The sequence below is a fragment of the Streptomyces sp. NPDC127129 genome, from assembly GCF_042671585.1.
Lineage (GTDB): Bacteria > Actinomycetota > Actinomycetes > Streptomycetales > Streptomycetaceae > Streptomyces.
In genome coordinates, this window is sequence record NZ_JBHXTV010000018.1 from 155662 (window position 1) to 173429 (window position 17768).

A 17768-nucleotide genomic window follows, 5' to 3' on the forward strand; every position below is an offset into this window, starting at 1 on the left:
TGCGGCAAGAATGGGGGGCATGAGCGACCGCCCCTCTCCTCTCGCCGACCCGCATCTCGTCTTCGATCCGAGCGAAGGCCGCCGGGACATCGTCGTCCTCGGCTCCACCGGGTCCATCGGCACCCAGGCCATCGACCTGGTCCTGCGCAACCCCGACCGCTTCCGGGTCACCGCCCTCGCCGCGTCCGGCGGCCGGGTGGAACTGCTCGCCGAGCAGGCCCACCGGCTCGGGGTCGACGCGGTCGCCGTCGCCCGCGAGGACAAGGCCCCCGCGCTGCGGGAGGCGCTGACCGGGCTGTACGGCCCCGGTGCCACCCTCCCCGAGATCCTCGCCGGGCCCGACGCCGCCACCGCGCTGGCCGCCTCGCCCTGCCACACGGTCCTCAACGGCATCACCGGCTCCATCGGTCTGGCGCCCACGCTCGCCGCCCTCGAAGCCGGCCGCACCCTCGCCCTCGCCAACAAGGAGTCGCTGATCGTCGGCGGCCCGCTGGTCAAGGCCCTGGCCAAGCCCGGCCAGATCATCCCCGTCGACTCCGAGCACGCCGCCCTCTTCCAGGCCCTGGCCGCCGGCACCCGCGCCGACGTGCGCAAGCTGGTCGTCACCGCCTCGGGCGGCCCCTTCCGCGGCCGTACGAGGGAGGAGCTGGCCCACGTCACCCGCGAGGAGGCGCTCGCCCACCCGACCTGGGCCATGGGACCGGTCATCACCGTGAACAGCGCCACCCTGGTCAACAAGGGCCTGGAGGTCATCGAGGCGCACCTCCTCTACGACATCCCCTTCGACCGCATCGAGGTCGTCGTCCACCCCCAGTCGTACGTGCACTCGATGGTCGAGTTCACGGACGGCTCCACGCTCGCCCAGGCCACCCCGCCGGACATGCGCGGCCCGATCGCCCTCGGCATCGGCTGGCCCCAGCGCGTCCCGGACGCGGCCCCCGCCTTCGACTGGACCAAGGCCTCCAGCTGGGAGTTCTTCCCGCTCGACACCGAGGCCTTCCCCTCCGTCGGCCTCGCCCGCCACGTCGGCGAACTGGGCGGCACCGCGCCCGCCGTCTTCAACGCGGCGAACGAGGAGTGCGTCGAGGCGTTTCTCGCCGGAAAGCTGCCGTTCAACGGAATCATGAATACCGTCACGGCAGTCGTCACCGAACACGGCACCCCCGCACGGGGAACCTCACTGACGGTGTCGGACGTCCTGGAAGCGGAGACCTGGGCCCGGGCCCGGGCCCGGGAACTGGCAGCACTCGCTGCGAAGGCAACCGCGGAGGCGCGCGCATGACCGTTCTTCTGACGCTCCTCGGCATCGCGCTGTTCGCGTTCGGGCTGCTCGTCTCCATCGCCTGGCACGAGCTCGGCCACCTCTCCACGGCCAAGCTCTTCGGCATCCGCGTGCCGCAGTACATGGTCGGCTTCGGCCCGACCATCTGGTCGAGGAAGAAGGGCGAGACCGAGTACGGCATCAAGGCCGTCCCGGCCGGCGGCTACATCCGGATGATCGGCATGTTCCCGCCCGGCAAGGACGGACGGATCGAGTCCCGCTCCACCTCGCCCTGGCGCGCCATGATCGAGGACGCCCGGGAGGCCTCCTTCGAGGAGCTCCAGCCCGGAGACGAGAAGCGGCTCTTCTACACGCGCAAGCCGTGGAAGCGCGTCATCGTGATGTTCGCCGGCCCGTTCATGAACCTGATCCTCGCCGTCGTGCTCTTCTTCGGCAGCGCCATGGCCGTCGGCTTCGAGGCCCAGACCACCAAGGTCGCCGGCGTCACCAACTGCGTCATCGACCAGAGCGAGAAGCGCGACACCTGCCAGGCCGGCGACCGCCCGTCGCCCGCCAAGGCCGCCGGACTCCTCAAGGGCGACCGGATCGTCGCCTTCAACGGCGAACGCGTCACCGACTGGAACACCCTCTCCGACCGCATCCGCGCCACCACCGGCCCCGCCACCGTCACGGTCCAGCGCGACGGCAAGGAGCTCGAGCTCCGGGCGACGCTGCTGGAGAACAAGGTCCTCAAGAAGGACGCGGACGGAAACGTCGTCCAGCCCCTGCAGTACGTCTCCGCCGGCTACCTGGGCTTCGAGTCCGGCCGCGAGGTCGTCCCGCTCACCTTCGGCGAGTCCGCCTCCCGGATGAGCGACCAGCTCCAGGCCGGCTTCGAGTCCGTCCTCGCCCTGCCCGGCAAGATCCCGGACCTCTGGGACGCCACCTTCGGCGACGGCGAGCGCAAGCAGGACTCGCCCGTGGGCGTCGTCGGCGCGGCCCGGATCAGCGGCGAGCTGATGAGCATCGAGGCACCGGCCGAGACCCGGCTGGTCTTCTTCCTCCAGCTGCTCGTCATGTTCAACGTGTCGCTGTTCCTCTTCAACATGCTGCCGCTGCTTCCGCTCGACGGCGGCCACATCGCGGGCGCCCTGTGGGAGTCCGTACGCCGTCACACCGCGCGGATCTTCCGGCGCCCCGACCCGGGCCCGTTCGACGTGGCCAAGCTGATGCCGGCCGCCTACGTGGTGGCGGGCGTGTTCGTCTGCTTCACGCTGCTCGTCCTCGCCGCGGACATCGTCAACCCGGTGAAGCTGACGTGACCGATCGGTGGCCGGGCCCCCTGGGTGTCCGGCCACCCGCGCACGGGGCGGTAATCTCGAAGACCTGAGCCCGATGAACCACACCTTGGGGTTGTACAGCTGATGACCGCGATTTCTCTCGGTATCCCGTCCGTTCCGACCCGGCTCGCCGAGCGGCGCAAGAGCCGCCAGATCCAGGTCGGGTCGGTCGCGGTGGGCGGGGACGCGCCCGTCTCGGTGCAGTCGATGACGACGACCCGTACGTCCGACATCGGCGCCACGCTCCAGCAGATCGCCGAGCTGACCGCCTCCGGCTGTCAGATCGTCCGGGTCGCCTGCCCCACGCAGGACGACGCCGACGCGCTCGCCACGATCGCGAAGAAGTCGCAGATCCCCGTGATCGCCGACATCCACTTCCAGCCGAAGTACGTCTTCGCCGCCATCGAGGCCGGCTGCGCGGCCGTCCGCGTCAACCCGGGCAACATCAAGCAGTTCGACGACAAGGTCAAGGAGATCGCCCACGCCGCCAAGGACGCGGGCACCCCGATCCGGATCGGCGTCAACGCCGGCTCCCTCGACGCCCGGCTGCTGAAGAAGTACGGCAAGGCCACCCCCGAGGCGCTCGTCGAGTCCGCGCTGTGGGAGGCCTCCCTCTTCGAGGAGCACGGCTTCGGCGACATCAAGATCTCGGTCAAGCACAACGACCCGGTCGTCATGGTCAACGCCTACCGCCAGCTGGCCGCCCAGTGCGACTACCCGCTGCACCTCGGCGTCACCGAGGCCGGCCCCGCCTTCCAGGGCACGATCAAGTCCGCCGTCGCCTTCGGCGCGCTGCTGTCCGAGGGCATCGGCGACACCATCCGCGTCTCCCTCTCGGCCCCGCCGGTCGAGGAGGTCAAGGTCGGCAACCAGATCCTCGAGTCGCTGAACCTCAAGCCGCGCCGCCTGGAGATCGTCTCCTGCCCGTCCTGCGGCCGCGCCCAGGTGGACGTGTACAAGCTGGCCGAGGAGGTCACGGCGGGCCTGGAGGGCATGGAGGTCCCGCTGCGCGTCGCCGTCATGGGCTGCGTCGTCAACGGCCCCGGCGAGGCCCGCGAGGCCGACCTGGGCGTCGCCTCCGGCAACGGCAAGGGCCAGATCTTCGTCAAGGGCGAGGTCATCAAGACCGTCCCCGAGTCGAAGATCGTCGAGACCCTCATCGAGGAGGCGCTGAAGATCGCCGAGCAGATGGAGAAGGACGGCGTCATGTCGGGCGAGCCGACGGTCGCCATCGGCGTCTGACCCCACCCGCACGCGTACGACGAGGCCCCGGGCTCCCGCCCGGGGCCTCGCCGCGTTGCGCGACCGGGGCCCGCCCCACCCGGCCGCACGGGGTGCCTCGCGCACTCGTCCGCCGCCTCCCCGACGCGCCAGGTACAGTGCGGAGAATCAGCAGACCGCATGGTGAGGCCCCCTCGTGTTGACGCAGACCACCACCCGGGTCCTCGAACCCGCCGACCTCGGAGCCGCGCTCGCCGTCCTCGAGAGCGCCCCCGTGGAGAACGCCTTCGTGACCGCCCGCGTCCAGGCCGCCGGGCTCGACCCCTGGCGCCTCGGCGGCGAGATGTGGGGCTGGTACGCCGACGGGCGGCTGCGCTCCCTGTGCTACTCCGGCGCCAACCTCGTCCCCATCTGCGCCACCCCCGAGGCCGTCCGGGCCTTCGCCGACCGCGCCCGCAGGACCGGCCGCCGCTGCTCCTCGATCGTCGGCCCGGCCGAGCCCACCACCCAGCTCTGGAGCCTCCTGGAGCCCAGCTGGGGCCCCGCCAGGGACGTCCGGGGCCACCAGCCGCTGATGGTCACCGAAGGGCCCTCCGCCACCGTCGAGCCCGACCCGCACGTCCGCCGCATCCGCAAGGACGAGATGGAACTGATCATGCCCGCGTGCGTGGCCATGTTCACCGAGGAGGTCGGCATCTCGCCGATGGCCGGCGACGGCGGACTGCTCTACCAGGCCCGCGTCGCCGAACTCGTCGGCACCGGCCGCTCCTTCGCCCGGATCGAGGACGGCAAGGTCGTCTTCAAGGCGGAGATCGGCGCCGCGACCCGCCAGGCCTGCCAGATCCAGGGCGTCTGGGTCGCCCCCGAGTACCGCGGCCGAGGACTCTCCGAGACCGGCATGGCCGCCGTGCTGCGCTTCGCCCTCGCCGATGTCGCCCCCGTCGTCAGCCTCTACGTCAACGACTACAACACCCCCGCCAGGGCCGCGTACCGCCGTGTCGGATTCCGCGAGGTCGGCGCCTTCATGAGCGTGCTCTTCTGAGGCACTTGTAAGGTGCGGCGCATGGATGACGCTGACGTCACGATCGGACCTGTCGACCTCGCCGCACGCGTCGACGACGCCCTCGCCGTACAGGCCGTGGCCTTCGGACTGAGCGAGGACGAGATCGTCGTACGCCGCCACATCGTGCTGCGCCATCTGCTCAACCCGGGCGCCCGCGCGTACGGAGCGACCACCGCGTCGGGGCGGCTGGTCGGTTTCGTGTACGGCATGCCCAATGACCGGACCCACTGGTGGTCCGGGGTCGTGGAGCCGTACCTGCGCGCCAACGGCACCGTCGACTGGCTCGACGACTCCTTCGTGATCACCGAACTCCACGTCCACCCCGCCCATCAGGGCCGGGGCGTGGGCCGGGAGCTGATCACGACCATCACCGACCAGTCGAAGCTGACCCGCTCGATCCTCTCCGCGATCGACACCGAGAGCCCGGCCCGCGGCCTGTACCGCTCCCTCGGCTACGTCGACCTGGCCCGCATGGTCCACTTCCCCAGCGCCCCCCGCCCGTACGCCGTGATGGGCGCCCCGCTCCCGCTCCCGCGCACGCGGTGACTTACTGATTTCCGCCCGCGACGCCCGCCCGGCTAACCTCCTAGGGGGTGTCCGGCGGACCATGGCCGGGGCCACGACGTCTGGCACGGCACCTCGCCGCGTTGCCGAAACGCCTGAATAGCTCCGCTATTGAGGCGCTCCGGCGCCTTGCGATGTACCGCACCGGACGCCGCGTCCTGTCCGGCCCTGGTCCGCCGGACACCCCCTAGCCACCACCCTTACCCGGCAGGAGTACGAGAACCATGGCCAACGCACCGGTCCAGCGCATGTCCCAGTTGATGGCGAAGACGCTGCGCGACGACCCGGCGGACGCCGAGGTCCTCAGCCACAAGCTCCTCGTCCGGGCCGGCTACGTGCGCCGCACCGCCGCCGGCATCTGGAGCTGGCTGCCCCTGGGCAAGAAGGTCTTCTCCAACGTCGAGCGCATCGTGCGCGAGGAGATGGACGCCATCGGCGCCCAGGAGGTGCTGCTCCCCGCCCTGCTGCCGCGTGAGCCCTACGAGGCGACCGGCCGCTGGGACGAGTACGGAGCCGAGCTCTTCCGCCTCAACGACCGCAAGGGTGGCGACTACCTCCTCGGCCCGACCCACGAGGAGATCTTCACCCTCCTGGTCAAGGACCAGTGCTCGTCCTACAAGGACCTGCCGGTCATCCTGTACCAGATCCAGACGAAGTTCCGCGACGAGGCCCGCCCGCGCGCCGGCATCCTGCGCGGCCGCGAGTTCCAGATGAAGGACTCGTACTCCTTCGACACGGAGGACGAGGGCCTCGCCCGGTCCTACGCCCTGCACCGCGAGGCCTACAAGCGCGTCTTCGAGCGCCTCGGCCTCGACTACCGCATCGTCGCCGCCACCGCCGGCGCCATGGGCGGCTCGAAGTCCGAGGAGTTCCTCGCCCCGGCCGAGGCCGGCGAGGACACCTTCGCCGACTGCCCGAACTGCGACTTCGCCGCCAACACCGAGGCGATCAACTACGAGCTCCAGCCGGTCGACGGCTCCGCCGTCCCCGCCGCCGAGGAGATCCCCACCCCCGACACCCCGACCATCGAGACCCTCGCCGCCTCCCTCGGCGTCCCGGCCTCCGCCACCCTCAAGAACCTCCTGGTGAAGGTCGACGGCGAGATCATCGCCGTGGGCGTGCCCGGCGACCGCGAGGTCGACCTGGGCAAGGTCGAGGAGCACTTCGCCCCCGCCTCCGTCGAGATGGTCACCGAGGCCGACTTCGCCGAGCGCGCCGACCTCGTACGCGGCTACGTCGGCCCGCAGGGCCTGGAGAAGGTCACGTACATCGCCGACCCGCGCGTGGCCCCCGGCACGGCGTGGATCACGGGCGCCAACAAGGAGGGCATGCACGCGAAGAACGTCGTCGCGGGCCGTGACTTCGAGGTCGACCGGTACGTCGACGTGGTCGTCGTCCAGGAGGGCGACCCGTGCCCCAAGTGCGGCACCGGCCTGAAGCTGGACCGCGCCATCGAGATCGGCCACATCTTCCAGCTCGGCCGCAAGTACGCCGACGCCCTCAAGCTCGACGTCCTCGGCCAGAACGGCAAGCCGGTCCGCGTCACCATGGGCTCCTACGGCATCGGCGTCTCGCGCGCCGTGGCGGCGCTGGCCGAGCAGAGCGCCGACGACAAGGGCCTGTGCTGGCCGGCCGAGGTCGCCCCGGCCGACGTCCACGTCGTCGCGGCGGGCAAGGCCGTCCAGACCGAGCTGGCCCTCGAGGTCTCCGAGCAGCTCAGGGCCGCGGGCCTGCGGGTCCTGGTCGACGACCGCGCGGGCGTGTCCCCGGGCGTCAAGTTCACCGATGCGGAGCTGATCGGCGTCCCGAAGATCCTGGTCGCCGGCCGTCGCTCGGCGGAGGGCGTCCTGGAGCTGAAGGACCGCCGCACGGGCGAGCGCGAGGAACTCCCGGTGGCGGAGGCCATCGCCCGCCTGAGCGCGTAGCACGCCGCTCGCGGCCCCGGTGCCCGCCCCGTGCGGCGGGCACCGGGGCCGCGTCGTGTCAGGCCGCTTCGTTCCGGGGGGCCGGGTCCGCCGGCGGGCCCGCCACCGTGCCGTCGGGCAGCGGAGGGAGATCCGCCAGGTCCGGGAGGTCCGTCGTGACCCGGGGGTCGGGCCGCGGCCCCTCCAGGGCCTCCGCCTCCTCCTCCGGGAGCACCGGCAGCGGGTCCTGGAACGTCTCCGGCGGAGCCACCGGCACCGGCGGCGTGGCCGCCTCGGACGGCGCCGCGCCGCCCTGCGGCGCCCCCGCCCGCTCCAGGAACCGCAGCAGCTCCACCGGGATCGGCAGCACCAGCGTCGAGTTCTTCTCCGCCGAGACCGCCATCACCGTCTGCAACAGCCTCAGCTGCAGCGCCGCCGGCTGCTCCGACATCACCGCCGCCGCCTCCGACAGCTTCTTCGAGGCCTGCAGCTCCGCGTCCGCGTTGATCACCCGCGCGCGGCGCTCCCGGTCCGCCTCCGCCTGGCGCGCCATCGAGCGCTTCATCGTCTCCGGCAGCGAGACGTCCTTGATCTCGACACGGTCGATCGCGACACCCCAGCCCATCGCGGGACTGTCGAGCATCAGCTCCAGACCCTGGTTGAGCTTCTCGCGGTTCGACAGCAGGTCGTCCAGATCGCTCTTGCCGATGATCGACCGCAGCGACGTCTGCGCCATCTGCGAGACCGCGAACCGGTAGTCCTCCACCCGCACCAGCGCGTCCGCCGCGTCGACCACCTTGAAGTACACGACCGCGTCCACCCGCACCGTGACGTTGTCCCGGGTGATGCCCTCCTGGGCCGGCACGGGCAGCGTCACGATCTGCAGGTTCACCTTGTGCAGCCGGTCGATCACCGGCACGATCATCGTGAATCCCGGCTGCCGGACCTGGCTCACCAGCCGCCCGAAGCGGAAGACGACACCACGTTCGTACTGCTTCACCACGCGTGCGGCCGCGCCGACGTACACCACGACCGCGACACCGGTCGCCGCCGCCGCTGCCAACAGCTCCTCGACCATGACGGCCCCCTGAGCTCCGAGCCGAGCGTTACAGAAAGGGTATTCCCCTACAGCCAGCCCGCGAACTCCAGCAACAGCTCCGCATCCTGCCGCCGCCCCGCCGTGAGCGCCCGCGTGCCCGACTCGACCGCGCGGAACAGGGTCCAGCCGCGCAGCCGCTCCCGGTCCACCTCCAGGGAGTCCGCCAGCTTGTTGACCCGCCGACGGGCCGCCGACGCCCCGGCCGAGGCCGCCACCAGGTCCTCGACCCGGTCCCGTACCAGCCGCGCCAGGTCGTAGGCGCGCTCGCCGACCAGCGGCTCGGGTCCGACGGCCAGCCACGGGGCGCGGTCACCGGCGAGCACCTTGCCCTGGCGGAAGTTGCCGTGCAGCAGCAGCGTCTCGGGGGAGTCGGCGACCAGCGCCGCGCGCGCCTCCAGGGCGGCGGCGGTCAGCGCACCGGTCTCGGCGTCCGCCCGGTAGGACTCCATCGCCGTCGCCTGCCTGTCGGTGCGCTCGGCCACCGACTCGAAGCCGTGCGCCGCCGGCGGATCCACCCAGAGCTTCCGTACCGTGCCCGCCGCCTCCAGCAGCGCCTTGGCCTCCGGCAGGGAGCGCACCGACACCTCCGGGTGCAGCCGCTCCAGGACCAGCGAACCGTTCTCGGGCGCGTCGAGCAGCCGCACGGCGCCCCAGCCGTTCCAGTGCGCCAGCGCGTCCCGTTCCAGGTCGGGCCGGGCCGCCTCCGGGGCGATCTTCAGCGCGGCGGGGGATCCGTCGGCCCGCCGTACGAGCACCACCAGGCTGCTGCGGCCACCGGGCGCCATCACCCGCTCGACGTCAAGGGAGGCCTGCTCCACGGTGCTCCTCGTGAGCTCGGGCAGCTTCCCGAGCCACTCGGCCGCGACCGCGTCCCCGTACGTCTCGCCGAGCGTCCGCACCAGTCGCTGCGGCGGTTCGAAACCCATGCGTGCGTTGTTCCTTCTGCAGTACGGAGCTGGTCGGGGGCCGTCGGGGCCGTAGAGGTGCCGGGCTCACACCCGCACCGGATCACACCCGGGCGGGGCTCACACCCGCTCGGCGAGCCCAGGAAAGGTTACGTCGGTGCCGCGCCAGCGGACGGCCCGTACCGCCGCCTCCCGCAGCGCGGCGGCCGCGTCCCGCCGCAGCGGCCCCTCCGCCGCCCGTACGAGATCGGAGTACACCCCGGCCACCCGCTCCTCCAGGACGGCGGCCAGACGTACCGCCGCGGCCGTGTCCGGCACCGGGAACGGCAGCTCGTAGCCGGCCGCGGCGGCGACCGGTTCGCCGCCCAGGTCCCGCACGGCCCTGCGCAGAGTGTCGCGCCGGGCGCGGTGCGCCTCGTACGCCGTCGTGGCCTCCGCGCGCCGCTCGGCGCCGATCCGGCCGCCGACGACGCCGTACCCGTACACCGCCGCGTGCTCGGCGGCGAGCGCGGCGCGCGCCGCGTCGAGGGCGCTCATCCCCGGCCTCCTTCGGTCAGCAGGTAGGCGTGGACCGCTCCGGCCGCCGCCACGGAGGCGAGCAGCCGGGCGTACTCGGGCGGCGCGTCGAGCAGCGTCGCCGTGTGGACGTCGGCGGTCGACCGGGCGGCCGCCGCCAGCTCCTCGAGGGCGACCGCCGGATCGGTGGCCACCGTGGGCGGCACCGGGGCCCCGGAGCCCGAGGGGGCCGGGCTCGCCGTGCCGCTTCCCGTGCCCGTGCCGCTCGTCGCCCGCCCGGCTCCGGCGCCCCCCGGCCGGGTGTCCGCCGGCCGGGTGTCAGCCGAAGGGGCGTCCTTCGCCGCGCCCTCGCCCAGCGCCGCGACGTGCGCCGCCACCGCCGCCCGCAGCGGGGCGAGGCGCGCCGCCAGCGGGGGATGGGCGGCGAGCACCGCGTCGTAACGTTCCAGCAGGGTCCGGCTCGTCGACGCCGACCTGCGGCGGAGCGCCGCCTCGGCGATCGCCGCCCGCTCGGCCGCGGAGGGCTTCCTCGGCCGCCCGCCGCCGCTCTCGGAGGTGCAGCCGGCCAGCGTCACCGCCCCGGCGGCCAGGAGCGCGCGCCTGCCTACGGTCCCCGTGCGCCCCACATTCACTCCTTCGGCCCGGATCGAAGATCACCGCAGGCGAGCGTACCCGCGCCCCCCGGCCCCGTGGACGGCAACACCCCCCGCGACCGGATACCCTTTGGTCTGACACGCGACGAACCCACAACAGCACACGCGGCCGAGGAGTCACCCGGATGAGCACCACCCAGAGCGACAGGCTGCGAGCACTCCTTGAGCCGCTCATCGCCTCGCAGGGACTCGAACTCGAAGAGCTCGAGGTGGCCTCCGTGGGACGCAAGCGGGTGCTGCGTGTGGTGGTCGACTCCGACGAAGGCGCCGACCTGGACCAGGTCGCCGATGTGAGCCGCGCGCTCTCGGCGAAGCTGGACGAGACCGATGTGATGGGCGAGGGGGAGTACGACCTCGAGGTCGGTACCCCGGGCGCGGAGCGCCCGCTCAAGGAGCACCGCCACTACGTGCGAGCCACGGGCCGCCTGGTCAAGCTGCAGCTCAACGACGGCGGCGAGCTCGTCGCGCGGATTCTCACCGTGGACGACGACGGCCTCGACCTCGAAGTGCCGGGCGTGAAGGGGCGCAAGCCCACCGCCCGTCGGGTGGAGTTCGCGGACGTCGCCAAGGCGCGTGTCCAGATCGAGTTCAACCGCAAGGACAAGAAGGAAGAGGAGGCGTAGCCGTGGACATCGACGTGAAGCTCCTGAAGGGCTTGGCACAAGAGAAGGAGATCTCCTTCGAGATGCTGGTCGAGGCGATTGAGTCGGCCCTCCTCATCGCGTACCACCGCACCCCCTCGGCCCGGCGCCACGCGCGCGTGGAGCTGAACCGGCAGACCGGTCACGTGACGGTGTGGGCGAAGGAAGACCCCTCCGAGCTGGAGGAGGGCCAGGAGCCCAAGGACTTCGACGACACCCCGTCGGACTTCGGCCGGATCGCCGCGAGCACCGCCCGCCAGGTCATCCAGCAGCGGCTGCGCGACGCCGAGAACGACGTCACCTTCGGCGAGTACGCCCGCCGTGAGGGCGACATCGTGGCCGGCATGGTGCAGCAGGGCAAGGACCCGAAGAACGTCCTCGTCAAGCTGGACGACAAGCTGGAAGCCATCCTTCCGGTGCAGGAGCAGGTGCCGGGCGAGGAGTACACCCACGGTCTGCGGCTGCGTACGTACGTGGTCCGGGTGGCCAAGGGCGTCCGCGGTCCGTCCGTCACCCTTTCGCGCACGCACCCCAATCTGGTGAAGAAGCTCTTCGCGCTCGAGGTTCCCGAGATCGCCGACGGCTCCGTCGAGATCGCGGCGATCGCGCGCGAGGCCGGTCACCGCACCAAGATCGCCGTTCGGTCCACCCGTTCGGGCCTGAACGCCAAGGGTGCCTGCATCGGCCCGATGGGCAGCCGGGTGCGCAACGTCATGGCCGAGCTCCTCGGTGAGAAGATCGACATCGTCGACTGGTCGGACGACCCGGCCGAGATGGTGGCGAGCGCGCTCTCCCCGGCGCGTGTCTCCAAGGTCGAGATCGTCGACCTGGCGGCCCGCTCCGCCCGGGTGACCGTGCCGGACTACCAGCTGTCGCTGGCGATCGGCAAGGAGGGGCAGAACGCCCGTCTGGCCGCCCGTCTCACCGGCTGGCGCATCGACATCCGTCCGGACACCGAGCACGCGTCCGACGAGCAGCGCGATCGGGACTGAACGCGCCGCAAGGAAGAGATCCCGCCCTCGTCACCCGGTGTGAGGGCGAGATCACGACAAACGACCGTTCGATTTTTGCCCCAAACGGGTGAGGTCGGTACGGGGAGGTAGACTTAGACGTGTCTGGCCGGACGCATGCCCGCGCGTGCCCTGAGCGAACCTGTGTGGGATGCCGGGAGCGAGCGGCCAAGAGCGATCTGCTGCGCATCGTGGCGGTCGAGGGCGCATGCGTCCCCGATCATCGCGGTACGCTGCCCGGCCGGGGTGCGTATCTGCACCCCGCCTCGGTCTGTCTCGACCTGGCGGTCCGCCGCCGGGCGTTCCCGAGGGCCTTCAAGGTCCAGGGGCCGCTCGAACTGGCGGAAATCAGGTGTCGGCTGGAGCAGCTCACCCAGTAAGAAGAAGTACGGCACGGATCACCGTGCGGTCAGGTACCTCGCGAGTTGGAAGTAGGTCGAGATTGCGATGAGCACTCGATGAGTACGCGATGAGTACGCCCATGAAGTAGCGACGGTCCGGCGGTAACCGGACCTAAAAGGAGCGAAGTGGCTAAGGTCCGGGTATACGAACTCGCCAAGGAGTTCGGTGTGGAGAGCAAGGTCGTCATGGCCAAGCTCCAAGAACTCGGTGAATTCGTCCGTTCGGCGTCCTCGACGATCGAGGCGCCGGTCGTGCGCAAGTTGACTGATGCGTTGCAGGGTCCCGGCGGTGGCGCCGGCAAGACCGCTGCGAAGCCTGGCGCGCCTCGCAAGGCCGCCCCCTCGAAGCCCGCGGCGCCGTCTCCGGCCGCCGCGGCACGTCCCGCTGCCCCGAAGCCCGGCGCCCCGGCCCCCAAGCCGGCCCCCGCCGCGCCTGCGGCCCCGGTCACCCCGGCGGCCCCGGCGAGCAGCACCCCCTCTACGGCTCCGGCCGCCTCGGGCCCCCGCCCGGGCCCGAAGCCCGCGCCCAAGCCGGTCACGCCGGCTCCGGCCGCGCCCGAGTTCACCGCGCCTCCGTCGGCTCCGGCCGCCGGTCCGCGTCCCGGTGGCGCGACCCCGGGACCCCGTCCCACCGGCGAGCGTCCCGCCCGTCCGGGTCAGGGCGCGCCGCGTCCGCAGGGCCAGGGTGCCCCGCGTCCGCAGGGCCAGGGCGCTCCGCGTCCGGGCGGTGCCCGTCCGGCCGGTCCGCGTCCGGGCAACAACCCCTTCACCTCGGGTGGCTCCACCGGAATGGCGCGCCCGCAGGCGCCCCGTCCGGGTGGCGGTGCCCCCCGTCCCGGCGGCGGTGCCGTTCCGGGTGCCCCGCGTCCGCAGGGCGGCCCCGGTGGCGCCCCGCGTCCCCAGGGCCAGGGCGGCGCGCGTCCCACCCCCGGTGGTATGCCGCGTCCGCAGGCTCCCCGTCCGGGCGGCGCGCCCGGCGGTAACCGTCCGAACCCCGGCATGATGCCGCAGCGTCCCGCTGCCGGCCCGCGTCCCGGTGGTGGCCCCGGCGGTCGTGGCCCCGGTGGCCCCGGCGGTCGTCCGGGTGGCGGCGGCGGTCGTCCGGGTGGCGGCGGCGGCTTCGCCGGCCGTCCGGCCGGTCCCGGCGGTGGCGGCGGCGGCTTCGCCGGCCGTCCCGGTGGTCCCGGTGGCGGCGGCGGTCGTCCGGGTGGTCCCGGTGGCGGTGGCGGCGGCTTCGGCGGTCGTCCCGGCGGCTTCGGTGGCCGTCCCGGTGGCCCCGGTGGCCGTGGTGGCACGCAGGGCGCCTTCGGTCGTCCCGGCGGTCCCGCGCGTCGTGGTCGCAAGTCGAAGCGTCAGAGGCGCCAGGAGTACGAGGCCATGCAGGCCCCGTCGGTCGGCGGCGTGATGCTGCCCCGCGGCGGCGGCGAGACCATTCGCCTGTCGCGCGGTGCGTCCCTCACCGACTTCGCCGAGAAGATCGGCGCCAACCCGGCGTCGCTCGTCGCGGTGATGATGAACCTCGGTGAGATGGTCACGGCCACGCAGTCCGTCTCCGACGACACGCTGACGATGCTCGGCGAGGAGATGAACTACACCGTTCAGATCGTCTCGCCGGAGGAAGAGGACCGCGAGCTCCTCGAGTCCTTCGACATCGAGTTCGGCGAGGACGAGGGCGGCGAAGAGGCTCTGGTCTCCCGTCCGCCGGTCGTCACCGTCATGGGTCACGTCGACCACGGTAAGACCCGGCTTCTCGACGCGATCCGCAAGACGAACGTCGTCGCGGGCGAGGCCGGCGGCATCACCCAGCACATCGGTGCCTACCAGGTGGGCACCGAGGTCAACGGTGAAGAGCGCAAGATCACCTTCATTGACACCCCGGGTCACGAGGCGTTCACCGCCATGCGTGCCCGTGGTGCGAAGTCGACCGACATCGCGATCCTCGTGGTGGCGGCCAACGACGGTGTGATGCCGCAGACGATCGAGGCGCTGAACCACGCCAAGGCGGCCGACGTGCCGATCGTGGTCGCGGTCAACAAGATCGACGTCGAGGGCGCGGACCCGACCAAGGTCCGTGGTCAGCTGACCGAGTTCGGTCTGGTGGCCGAGGAGTACGGCGGCGACACGATGTTCGTCGACATCTCCGCCAAGCAGGGTCTGAACATCGACTCGCTGCTGGAGGCCGTGGTCCTCACCGCCGACGCCTCGCTCGACCTGCGGGCCAACCCGGAGCAGGACGCGCAGGGTATTGCGATCGAGTCCCACCTCGACCGCGGTCGCGGTGCCGTCTCGACCGTCCTGGTCCAGCGCGGAACGCTGCGCATCGGCGACACCGTGGTGGTCGGCGACGCGTACGGCCGCGTCCGGGCGATGCTCGACGACAAGGGCAACAACGTCGAGGAGGCGGCTCCGTCGACTCCCGTCCTGGTGCTCGGTCTCACCAACGTGCCGGGTGCCGGCGACAACCTCCTGGTCGTCGACGAGGACCGTACGGCCCGTCAGATCGCCGAGAAGCGTGCTGCGCGTGAGCGCAACGCCGCCTTCGCCAAGCGCGTCCGCCGGGTGTCCCTCGAGGACCTCGACAAGGTGCTCAAGGCCGGTCTGGTCCAGGAACTCAACCTCATCATCAAGGGCGACGCGTCCGGTGCGGTCGAGGCTCTCGAGTCCTCGCTGCTCCAGCTCGACGTCGGCGAAGAGGTCGACATCCGTGTCCTGCACCGCGGTGTGGGTGCGGTCACCGAGTCCGACATCGACCTGGCCATGGGCTCCGACGCCATCGTCATCGGCTACAACGTCCGCGCTGCCGGCCGTGCCGCGCAGATGGCGGAGCGCGAAGGCGTCGACGTCCGGTACTACTCGGTGATCTACCAGGCCATCGAGGAGATCGAGGCGGCCCTCAAGGGTCTCCTCAAGCCGGAGTACGAAGAGGTCGAGCTCGGTACGGCGGAGATCCGCGAGGTCTTCCGCTCGTCCAAGCTGGGCAACATCGCCGGTGTCCTCATCCGCTCCGGCGAGGTCAAGCGCAACACCAAGGCGCGCCTCGTCCGCGACGGCAAGGTCATCGCCGAGGACCTCACGATCCACGGTCTGCGCCGCTTCAAGGACGACGTCACCGAGATCCGCGAAGGCTTCGAGGGCGGTATCAACCTCGGAAACTTCAACGACATCAAGATCGACGACGTCATCGCGACGTACGAGATGCGCGAGAAGCCGCGCGCCTGAGTGCGGCGGTAGGTTCGGGGCCGGTCGGCGGAAAGTATTCCGTCGATCGGCCCCGGCCGTTGCGTGTACGGTTCTGGTGTTCCTGCCAAGCGACGGCGTGGCAGGCCACCGAACCCGAACCGGCGGGACATCCGGCACCGCATGTACGTGGGGACTCTGTCCTTCGATCTGCTCCTCGGCGACGTTCATTCGTTGAAGGAGAAACGCTCCGTCGTCCGGCCCATCGTCGCCGAGCTCCAGCGCAAGTTCTCCGTGAGCGCGGCCGAGGTGGGCGACCAGGACCTCCATCGCAGGGCCCGGCTGGGCGTCGCGCTGGTGTCCGGGGACCCGGGGTTCGTATCGGACGTGCTCGACCGCTGTGAGCGGCTGGTCGCGGCCCGGCCCGAGGTGGAGCTGCTGTCGGTGCGACGCAGGCTCCACACTGATGAAGACTGAATGAGCAAGGCAAAGAAGGAGAAGGACCAGTGGCCGACAACGCGCGGGCGAAGAAGCTGGCGGACCTCATCCGGGAGGTGGTCGCCGAGAAGCTGCAGCGCGGCATCAAGGACCCGCGCCTGGGTACGCACGTGACCATCACGGACACCCGCGTCACCGGTGACCTGCGGGAGGCCACGGTCTTCTACACGGTCTACGGCGACGACGAGGAGCGGGCCAGCGCGGCCGCCGGACTGGAGAGCGCCAAGGGCATCCTGCGCTCCGCCGTCGGTGCCGCCGCCGGGACGAAGTTCACGCCGACGCTGACCTTCGTCGCGGACGCCCTCCCGGAGACCGCGAAGACGATCGAGGACCTCCTCGACAAGGCGCGGGCCTCCGACGCCAAGGTGCGGGAGGCGTCCTCGGGAGCGAAGTACGCCGGCGAGGCCGACCCGTACCGCAAGCCCGAGGACGAGGACGAGGACGAAGAGGGCACCACCGCCTGATGAGCACCGCAAAGACGCCCGACGGCCTTGTCATCGTCGACAAGCCGTCGGGCTTCACTTCGCACGACGTCGTGGCCAAGATGCGCGGGATCGCCAAGACCCGTCGCGTCGGCCACGCGGGCACGCTCGACCCCATGGCGACGGGCGTCCTCGTCCTCGGCGTGGAGCGGGCGACGAAGCTTCTCGGTCACCTCGCGCTGACCGAGAAGGAGTACCTCGGCACGATCCGCCTGGGCCAGACGACCATCACCGACGACGCCGAGGGCGAGATCACGGCGTCCGTGGACGCTTCGAAGGTCACCCGCGAGCAGATCGACGCGGGCGTGGCCGAGCTGACCGGCGCCATCATGCAGGTGCCGTCGAAGGTCTCCGCCATCAAGATCGACGGCAAGCGGTCGTACGCGCGGGTGCGCGGCGGCGAGGAGTTCGAGATCCCGGCCCGGCCGGTCACCGTCTCGTCCTTCCGGGTGTACGACGTCCGGGAGGCCGAGGCCGAGGACGGCACGCCCGTCGTGGACCTCGTCGTCTCCGTGGTCTGCTCCTCCGGCACGTACATCCGGGCGCTCGCCCGCGACCTGGGTGCCGGGCTCGGCGTGGGCGGCCATCTGACCGCGCTGCGGCGGACCCGGGTCGGTCCGTACAAGATCGACGCGGCGCGGACGCTCGACCAGCTCCAGGCCGAGCTGACGGTCATGCCGGTCGCCGAGGCGGCGGCCGCGGCGTTCCCCCGCTGGGACGTCGACGAGAAGCGGGGCCGGCTGCTGCTGAACGGCGTCCGCCTGGAGATGCCGTCCTACCCGGCCGGGCCCGTCGCGGTCTTCGGCCCCGGGGACCGGCTGCTCGCCCTGGTGGAGGAGCAGAAGGGCAAGGCCAAGAGCCTCGCCGTCTTCGGCTGACCGGCGGACCGATCATGGTGGAGCGGGGCCCCCCCCGGGGCCCCGCCACACACCCCCCCCGGGATACCCCCCAACCCCCCCGCGCGGTTGAAAAAAAACCCGGCCCCCGGTTAAACCAGTATAATTAAAAAAAAAAAAAGCCCCACAGACCAGTT

The 17768-nt window shown here is 71.6% G+C and carries 17 protein-coding genes; 13 read left to right on the plus strand and 4 right to left on the minus strand.

Features of this window, described 5'->3' with window-relative positions:
• The first annotated feature begins 19 nt into the window (after nucleotides 1-19).
• The 6 genes from dxr (at nucleotide 20) to ACFVGW_RS30220 (ending at nucleotide 7374) form a co-directional block, all read left to right on the plus strand.
• Nucleotides 20-1282, plus strand: a complete 1263-nt coding sequence (dxr, locus tag ACFVGW_RS30195) for a 1-deoxy-D-xylulose-5-phosphate reductoisomerase (protein ID WP_385854161.1) — start codon at nucleotides 20-22, stop codon at nucleotides 1280-1282.
• Complete coding sequence (locus ACFVGW_RS30200) at nucleotides 1279-2583, plus strand: M50 family metallopeptidase (RefSeq protein WP_385854162.1); 1305 nt, start codon at nucleotides 1279-1281, stop codon at nucleotides 2581-2583. The genes dxr and ACFVGW_RS30200 overlap by 4 nt, the downstream gene beginning before the upstream one ends.
• A 102-nt stretch (nucleotides 2584-2685) precedes the next feature.
• Nucleotides 2686-3843, plus strand: coding sequence for a flavodoxin-dependent (E)-4-hydroxy-3-methylbut-2-enyl-diphosphate synthase (ispG, locus tag ACFVGW_RS30205; protein ID WP_352191538.1), 1158 nt, complete (start codon nucleotides 2686-2688; stop codon nucleotides 3841-3843).
• Nucleotides 3844-4018: 175 nt separating this feature from the next.
• Nucleotides 4019-4864, plus strand: coding sequence for a GNAT family N-acetyltransferase (locus tag ACFVGW_RS30210; protein WP_352191537.1), 846 nt, complete (start codon nucleotides 4019-4021; stop codon nucleotides 4862-4864).
• A 21-nt stretch (nucleotides 4865-4885) separates the two neighbouring features.
• Nucleotides 4886-5431 carry a GNAT family N-acetyltransferase gene (locus ACFVGW_RS30215; RefSeq protein WP_385854163.1) on the plus strand — a complete coding sequence of 182 codons (546 nt, stop codon included), beginning with the start codon at nucleotides 4886-4888 and terminating at the stop codon, nucleotides 5429-5431.
• Nucleotides 5432-5673: 242 nt separating this feature from the next.
• Complete coding sequence (locus ACFVGW_RS30220) at nucleotides 5674-7374, plus strand: proline--tRNA ligase (protein WP_385854164.1); 1701 nt, start codon at nucleotides 5674-5676, stop codon at nucleotides 7372-7374.
• Nucleotides 7375-7432: 58 nt separating this feature from the next.
• Here the strand turns inward: ACFVGW_RS30220 and ACFVGW_RS30225 are convergent, their stop codons facing one another.
• The 4 genes from ACFVGW_RS30225 to ACFVGW_RS30240 form a co-directional block, all read right to left on the minus strand.
• Nucleotides 7433-8431 (minus strand): slipin family protein, encoded by a 999-nt coding sequence (locus ACFVGW_RS30225; RefSeq protein ID WP_383228202.1) that lies wholly within the window; start codon nucleotides 8429-8431, stop codon nucleotides 7433-7435.
• A 47-nt stretch (nucleotides 8432-8478) separates the two neighbouring features.
• Nucleotides 8479-9378, minus strand: a complete 900-nt coding sequence (locus ACFVGW_RS30230) for an aminoglycoside phosphotransferase family protein (RefSeq protein ID WP_385854165.1) — start codon at nucleotides 9376-9378, stop codon at nucleotides 8479-8481.
• 99 nt (nucleotides 9379-9477) lie between these two features.
• Complete coding sequence (locus ACFVGW_RS30235) at nucleotides 9478-9894, minus strand: ferritin-like domain-containing protein (protein WP_385854166.1); 417 nt, start codon at nucleotides 9892-9894, stop codon at nucleotides 9478-9480.
• Nucleotides 9891-10499: a hypothetical protein gene (locus ACFVGW_RS30240; protein WP_385854167.1), complete on the minus strand. Its 609-nt coding sequence runs from the start codon at nucleotides 10497-10499 to the stop codon at nucleotides 9891-9893. Before ACFVGW_RS30240 ends, ACFVGW_RS30235 begins: the two co-directional genes overlap by 4 nt.
• 152 nt (nucleotides 10500-10651) lie before the next feature.
• Here ACFVGW_RS30240 and rimP point away from each other — a divergent pair, with 152 nt between their 5' ends.
• The 7 genes from rimP to truB all read left to right on the plus strand — a co-directional run bounded on the left by rimP (nucleotide 10652) and on the right by truB (nucleotide 17613).
• Entirely contained in the window at nucleotides 10652-11149 is a 498-nt protein-coding gene (gene rimP, locus ACFVGW_RS30245) for a ribosome maturation factor RimP (RefSeq protein WP_352191530.1), read from the plus strand.
• Nucleotides 11150-11151: 2 nt separating this feature from the next.
• The gene (gene nusA, locus ACFVGW_RS30250) at nucleotides 11152-12159 is read left to right on the plus strand and encodes a transcription termination factor NusA (RefSeq protein ID WP_352191529.1); all 1008 of its coding nucleotides are present in this window, start codon (nucleotides 11152-11154) and stop codon (nucleotides 12157-12159) included.
• Nucleotides 12160-12278: 119 nt separating this feature from the next.
• The gene (locus ACFVGW_RS30255) at nucleotides 12279-12557 is read left to right on the plus strand and encodes a YlxR family protein (protein ID WP_352191528.1); all 279 of its coding nucleotides are present in this window, start codon (nucleotides 12279-12281) and stop codon (nucleotides 12555-12557) included.
• Between the two features lie 147 nt (nucleotides 12558-12704).
• Entirely contained in the window at nucleotides 12705-15797 is a 3093-nt protein-coding gene (infB, locus tag ACFVGW_RS30260) for a translation initiation factor IF-2 (RefSeq protein ID WP_385854168.1), read from the plus strand.
• A 141-nt stretch (nucleotides 15798-15938) separates the two neighbouring features.
• Entirely contained in the window at nucleotides 15939-16232 is a 294-nt protein-coding gene (locus ACFVGW_RS30265; RefSeq protein ID WP_019889861.1) for a DUF503 domain-containing protein, read from the plus strand.
• A 29-nt stretch (nucleotides 16233-16261) separates the two neighbouring features.
• A complete protein-coding gene (gene rbfA / locus ACFVGW_RS30270; RefSeq protein ID WP_383228208.1) occupies nucleotides 16262-16717 on the plus strand; it encodes a 30S ribosome-binding factor RbfA in 456 nt (151 codons plus the stop codon).
• The gene (truB, locus tag ACFVGW_RS30275) at nucleotides 16717-17613 is read left to right on the plus strand and encodes a tRNA pseudouridine(55) synthase TruB (RefSeq protein ID WP_385854169.1); all 897 of its coding nucleotides are present in this window, start codon (nucleotides 16717-16719) and stop codon (nucleotides 17611-17613) included. The genes rbfA and truB overlap by 1 nt, the downstream gene beginning before the upstream one ends.
• Nucleotides 17614-17768: the final 155 nt, after the last annotated feature.

Coding starts and splice junctions, on each gene's coding strand:
- truB (WP_385854169.1), top strand. CDS start 16,717: ATGAGCACCGCAAAGACGCCCGACGGCCTTGTCATCGTCGACAAGCCG.
- rimP (WP_352191530.1), top strand. CDS start 10,652: ATGAGCACCACCCAGAGCGACAGGCTGCGAGCACTCCTTGAGCCGCTC.
- ACFVGW_RS30235 (WP_385854166.1), bottom strand. CDS start 9,894: ATGAGCGCCCTCGACGCGGCGCGCGCCGCGCTCGCCGCCGAGCACGCG.
- ispG (WP_352191538.1), top strand. CDS start 2,686: ATGACCGCGATTTCTCTCGGTATCCCGTCCGTTCCGACCCGGCTCGCC.
- ACFVGW_RS30265 (WP_019889861.1), top strand. CDS start 15,939: ATGTACGTGGGGACTCTGTCCTTCGATCTGCTCCTCGGCGACGTTCAT.
- ACFVGW_RS30215 (WP_385854163.1), top strand. CDS start 4,886: ATGGATGACGCTGACGTCACGATCGGACCTGTCGACCTCGCCGCACGC.
- ACFVGW_RS30225 (WP_383228202.1), bottom strand. CDS start 8,431: ATGGTCGAGGAGCTGTTGGCAGCGGCGGCGGCGACCGGTGTCGCGGTC.
- ACFVGW_RS30230 (WP_385854165.1), bottom strand. CDS start 9,378: ATGGGTTTCGAACCGCCGCAGCGACTGGTGCGGACGCTCGGCGAGACG.
- dxr (WP_385854161.1), top strand. CDS start 20: ATGAGCGACCGCCCCTCTCCTCTCGCCGACCCGCATCTCGTCTTCGAT.
- ACFVGW_RS30200 (WP_385854162.1), top strand. CDS start 1,279: ATGACCGTTCTTCTGACGCTCCTCGGCATCGCGCTGTTCGCGTTCGGG.
- ACFVGW_RS30220 (WP_385854164.1), top strand. CDS start 5,674: ATGGCCAACGCACCGGTCCAGCGCATGTCCCAGTTGATGGCGAAGACG.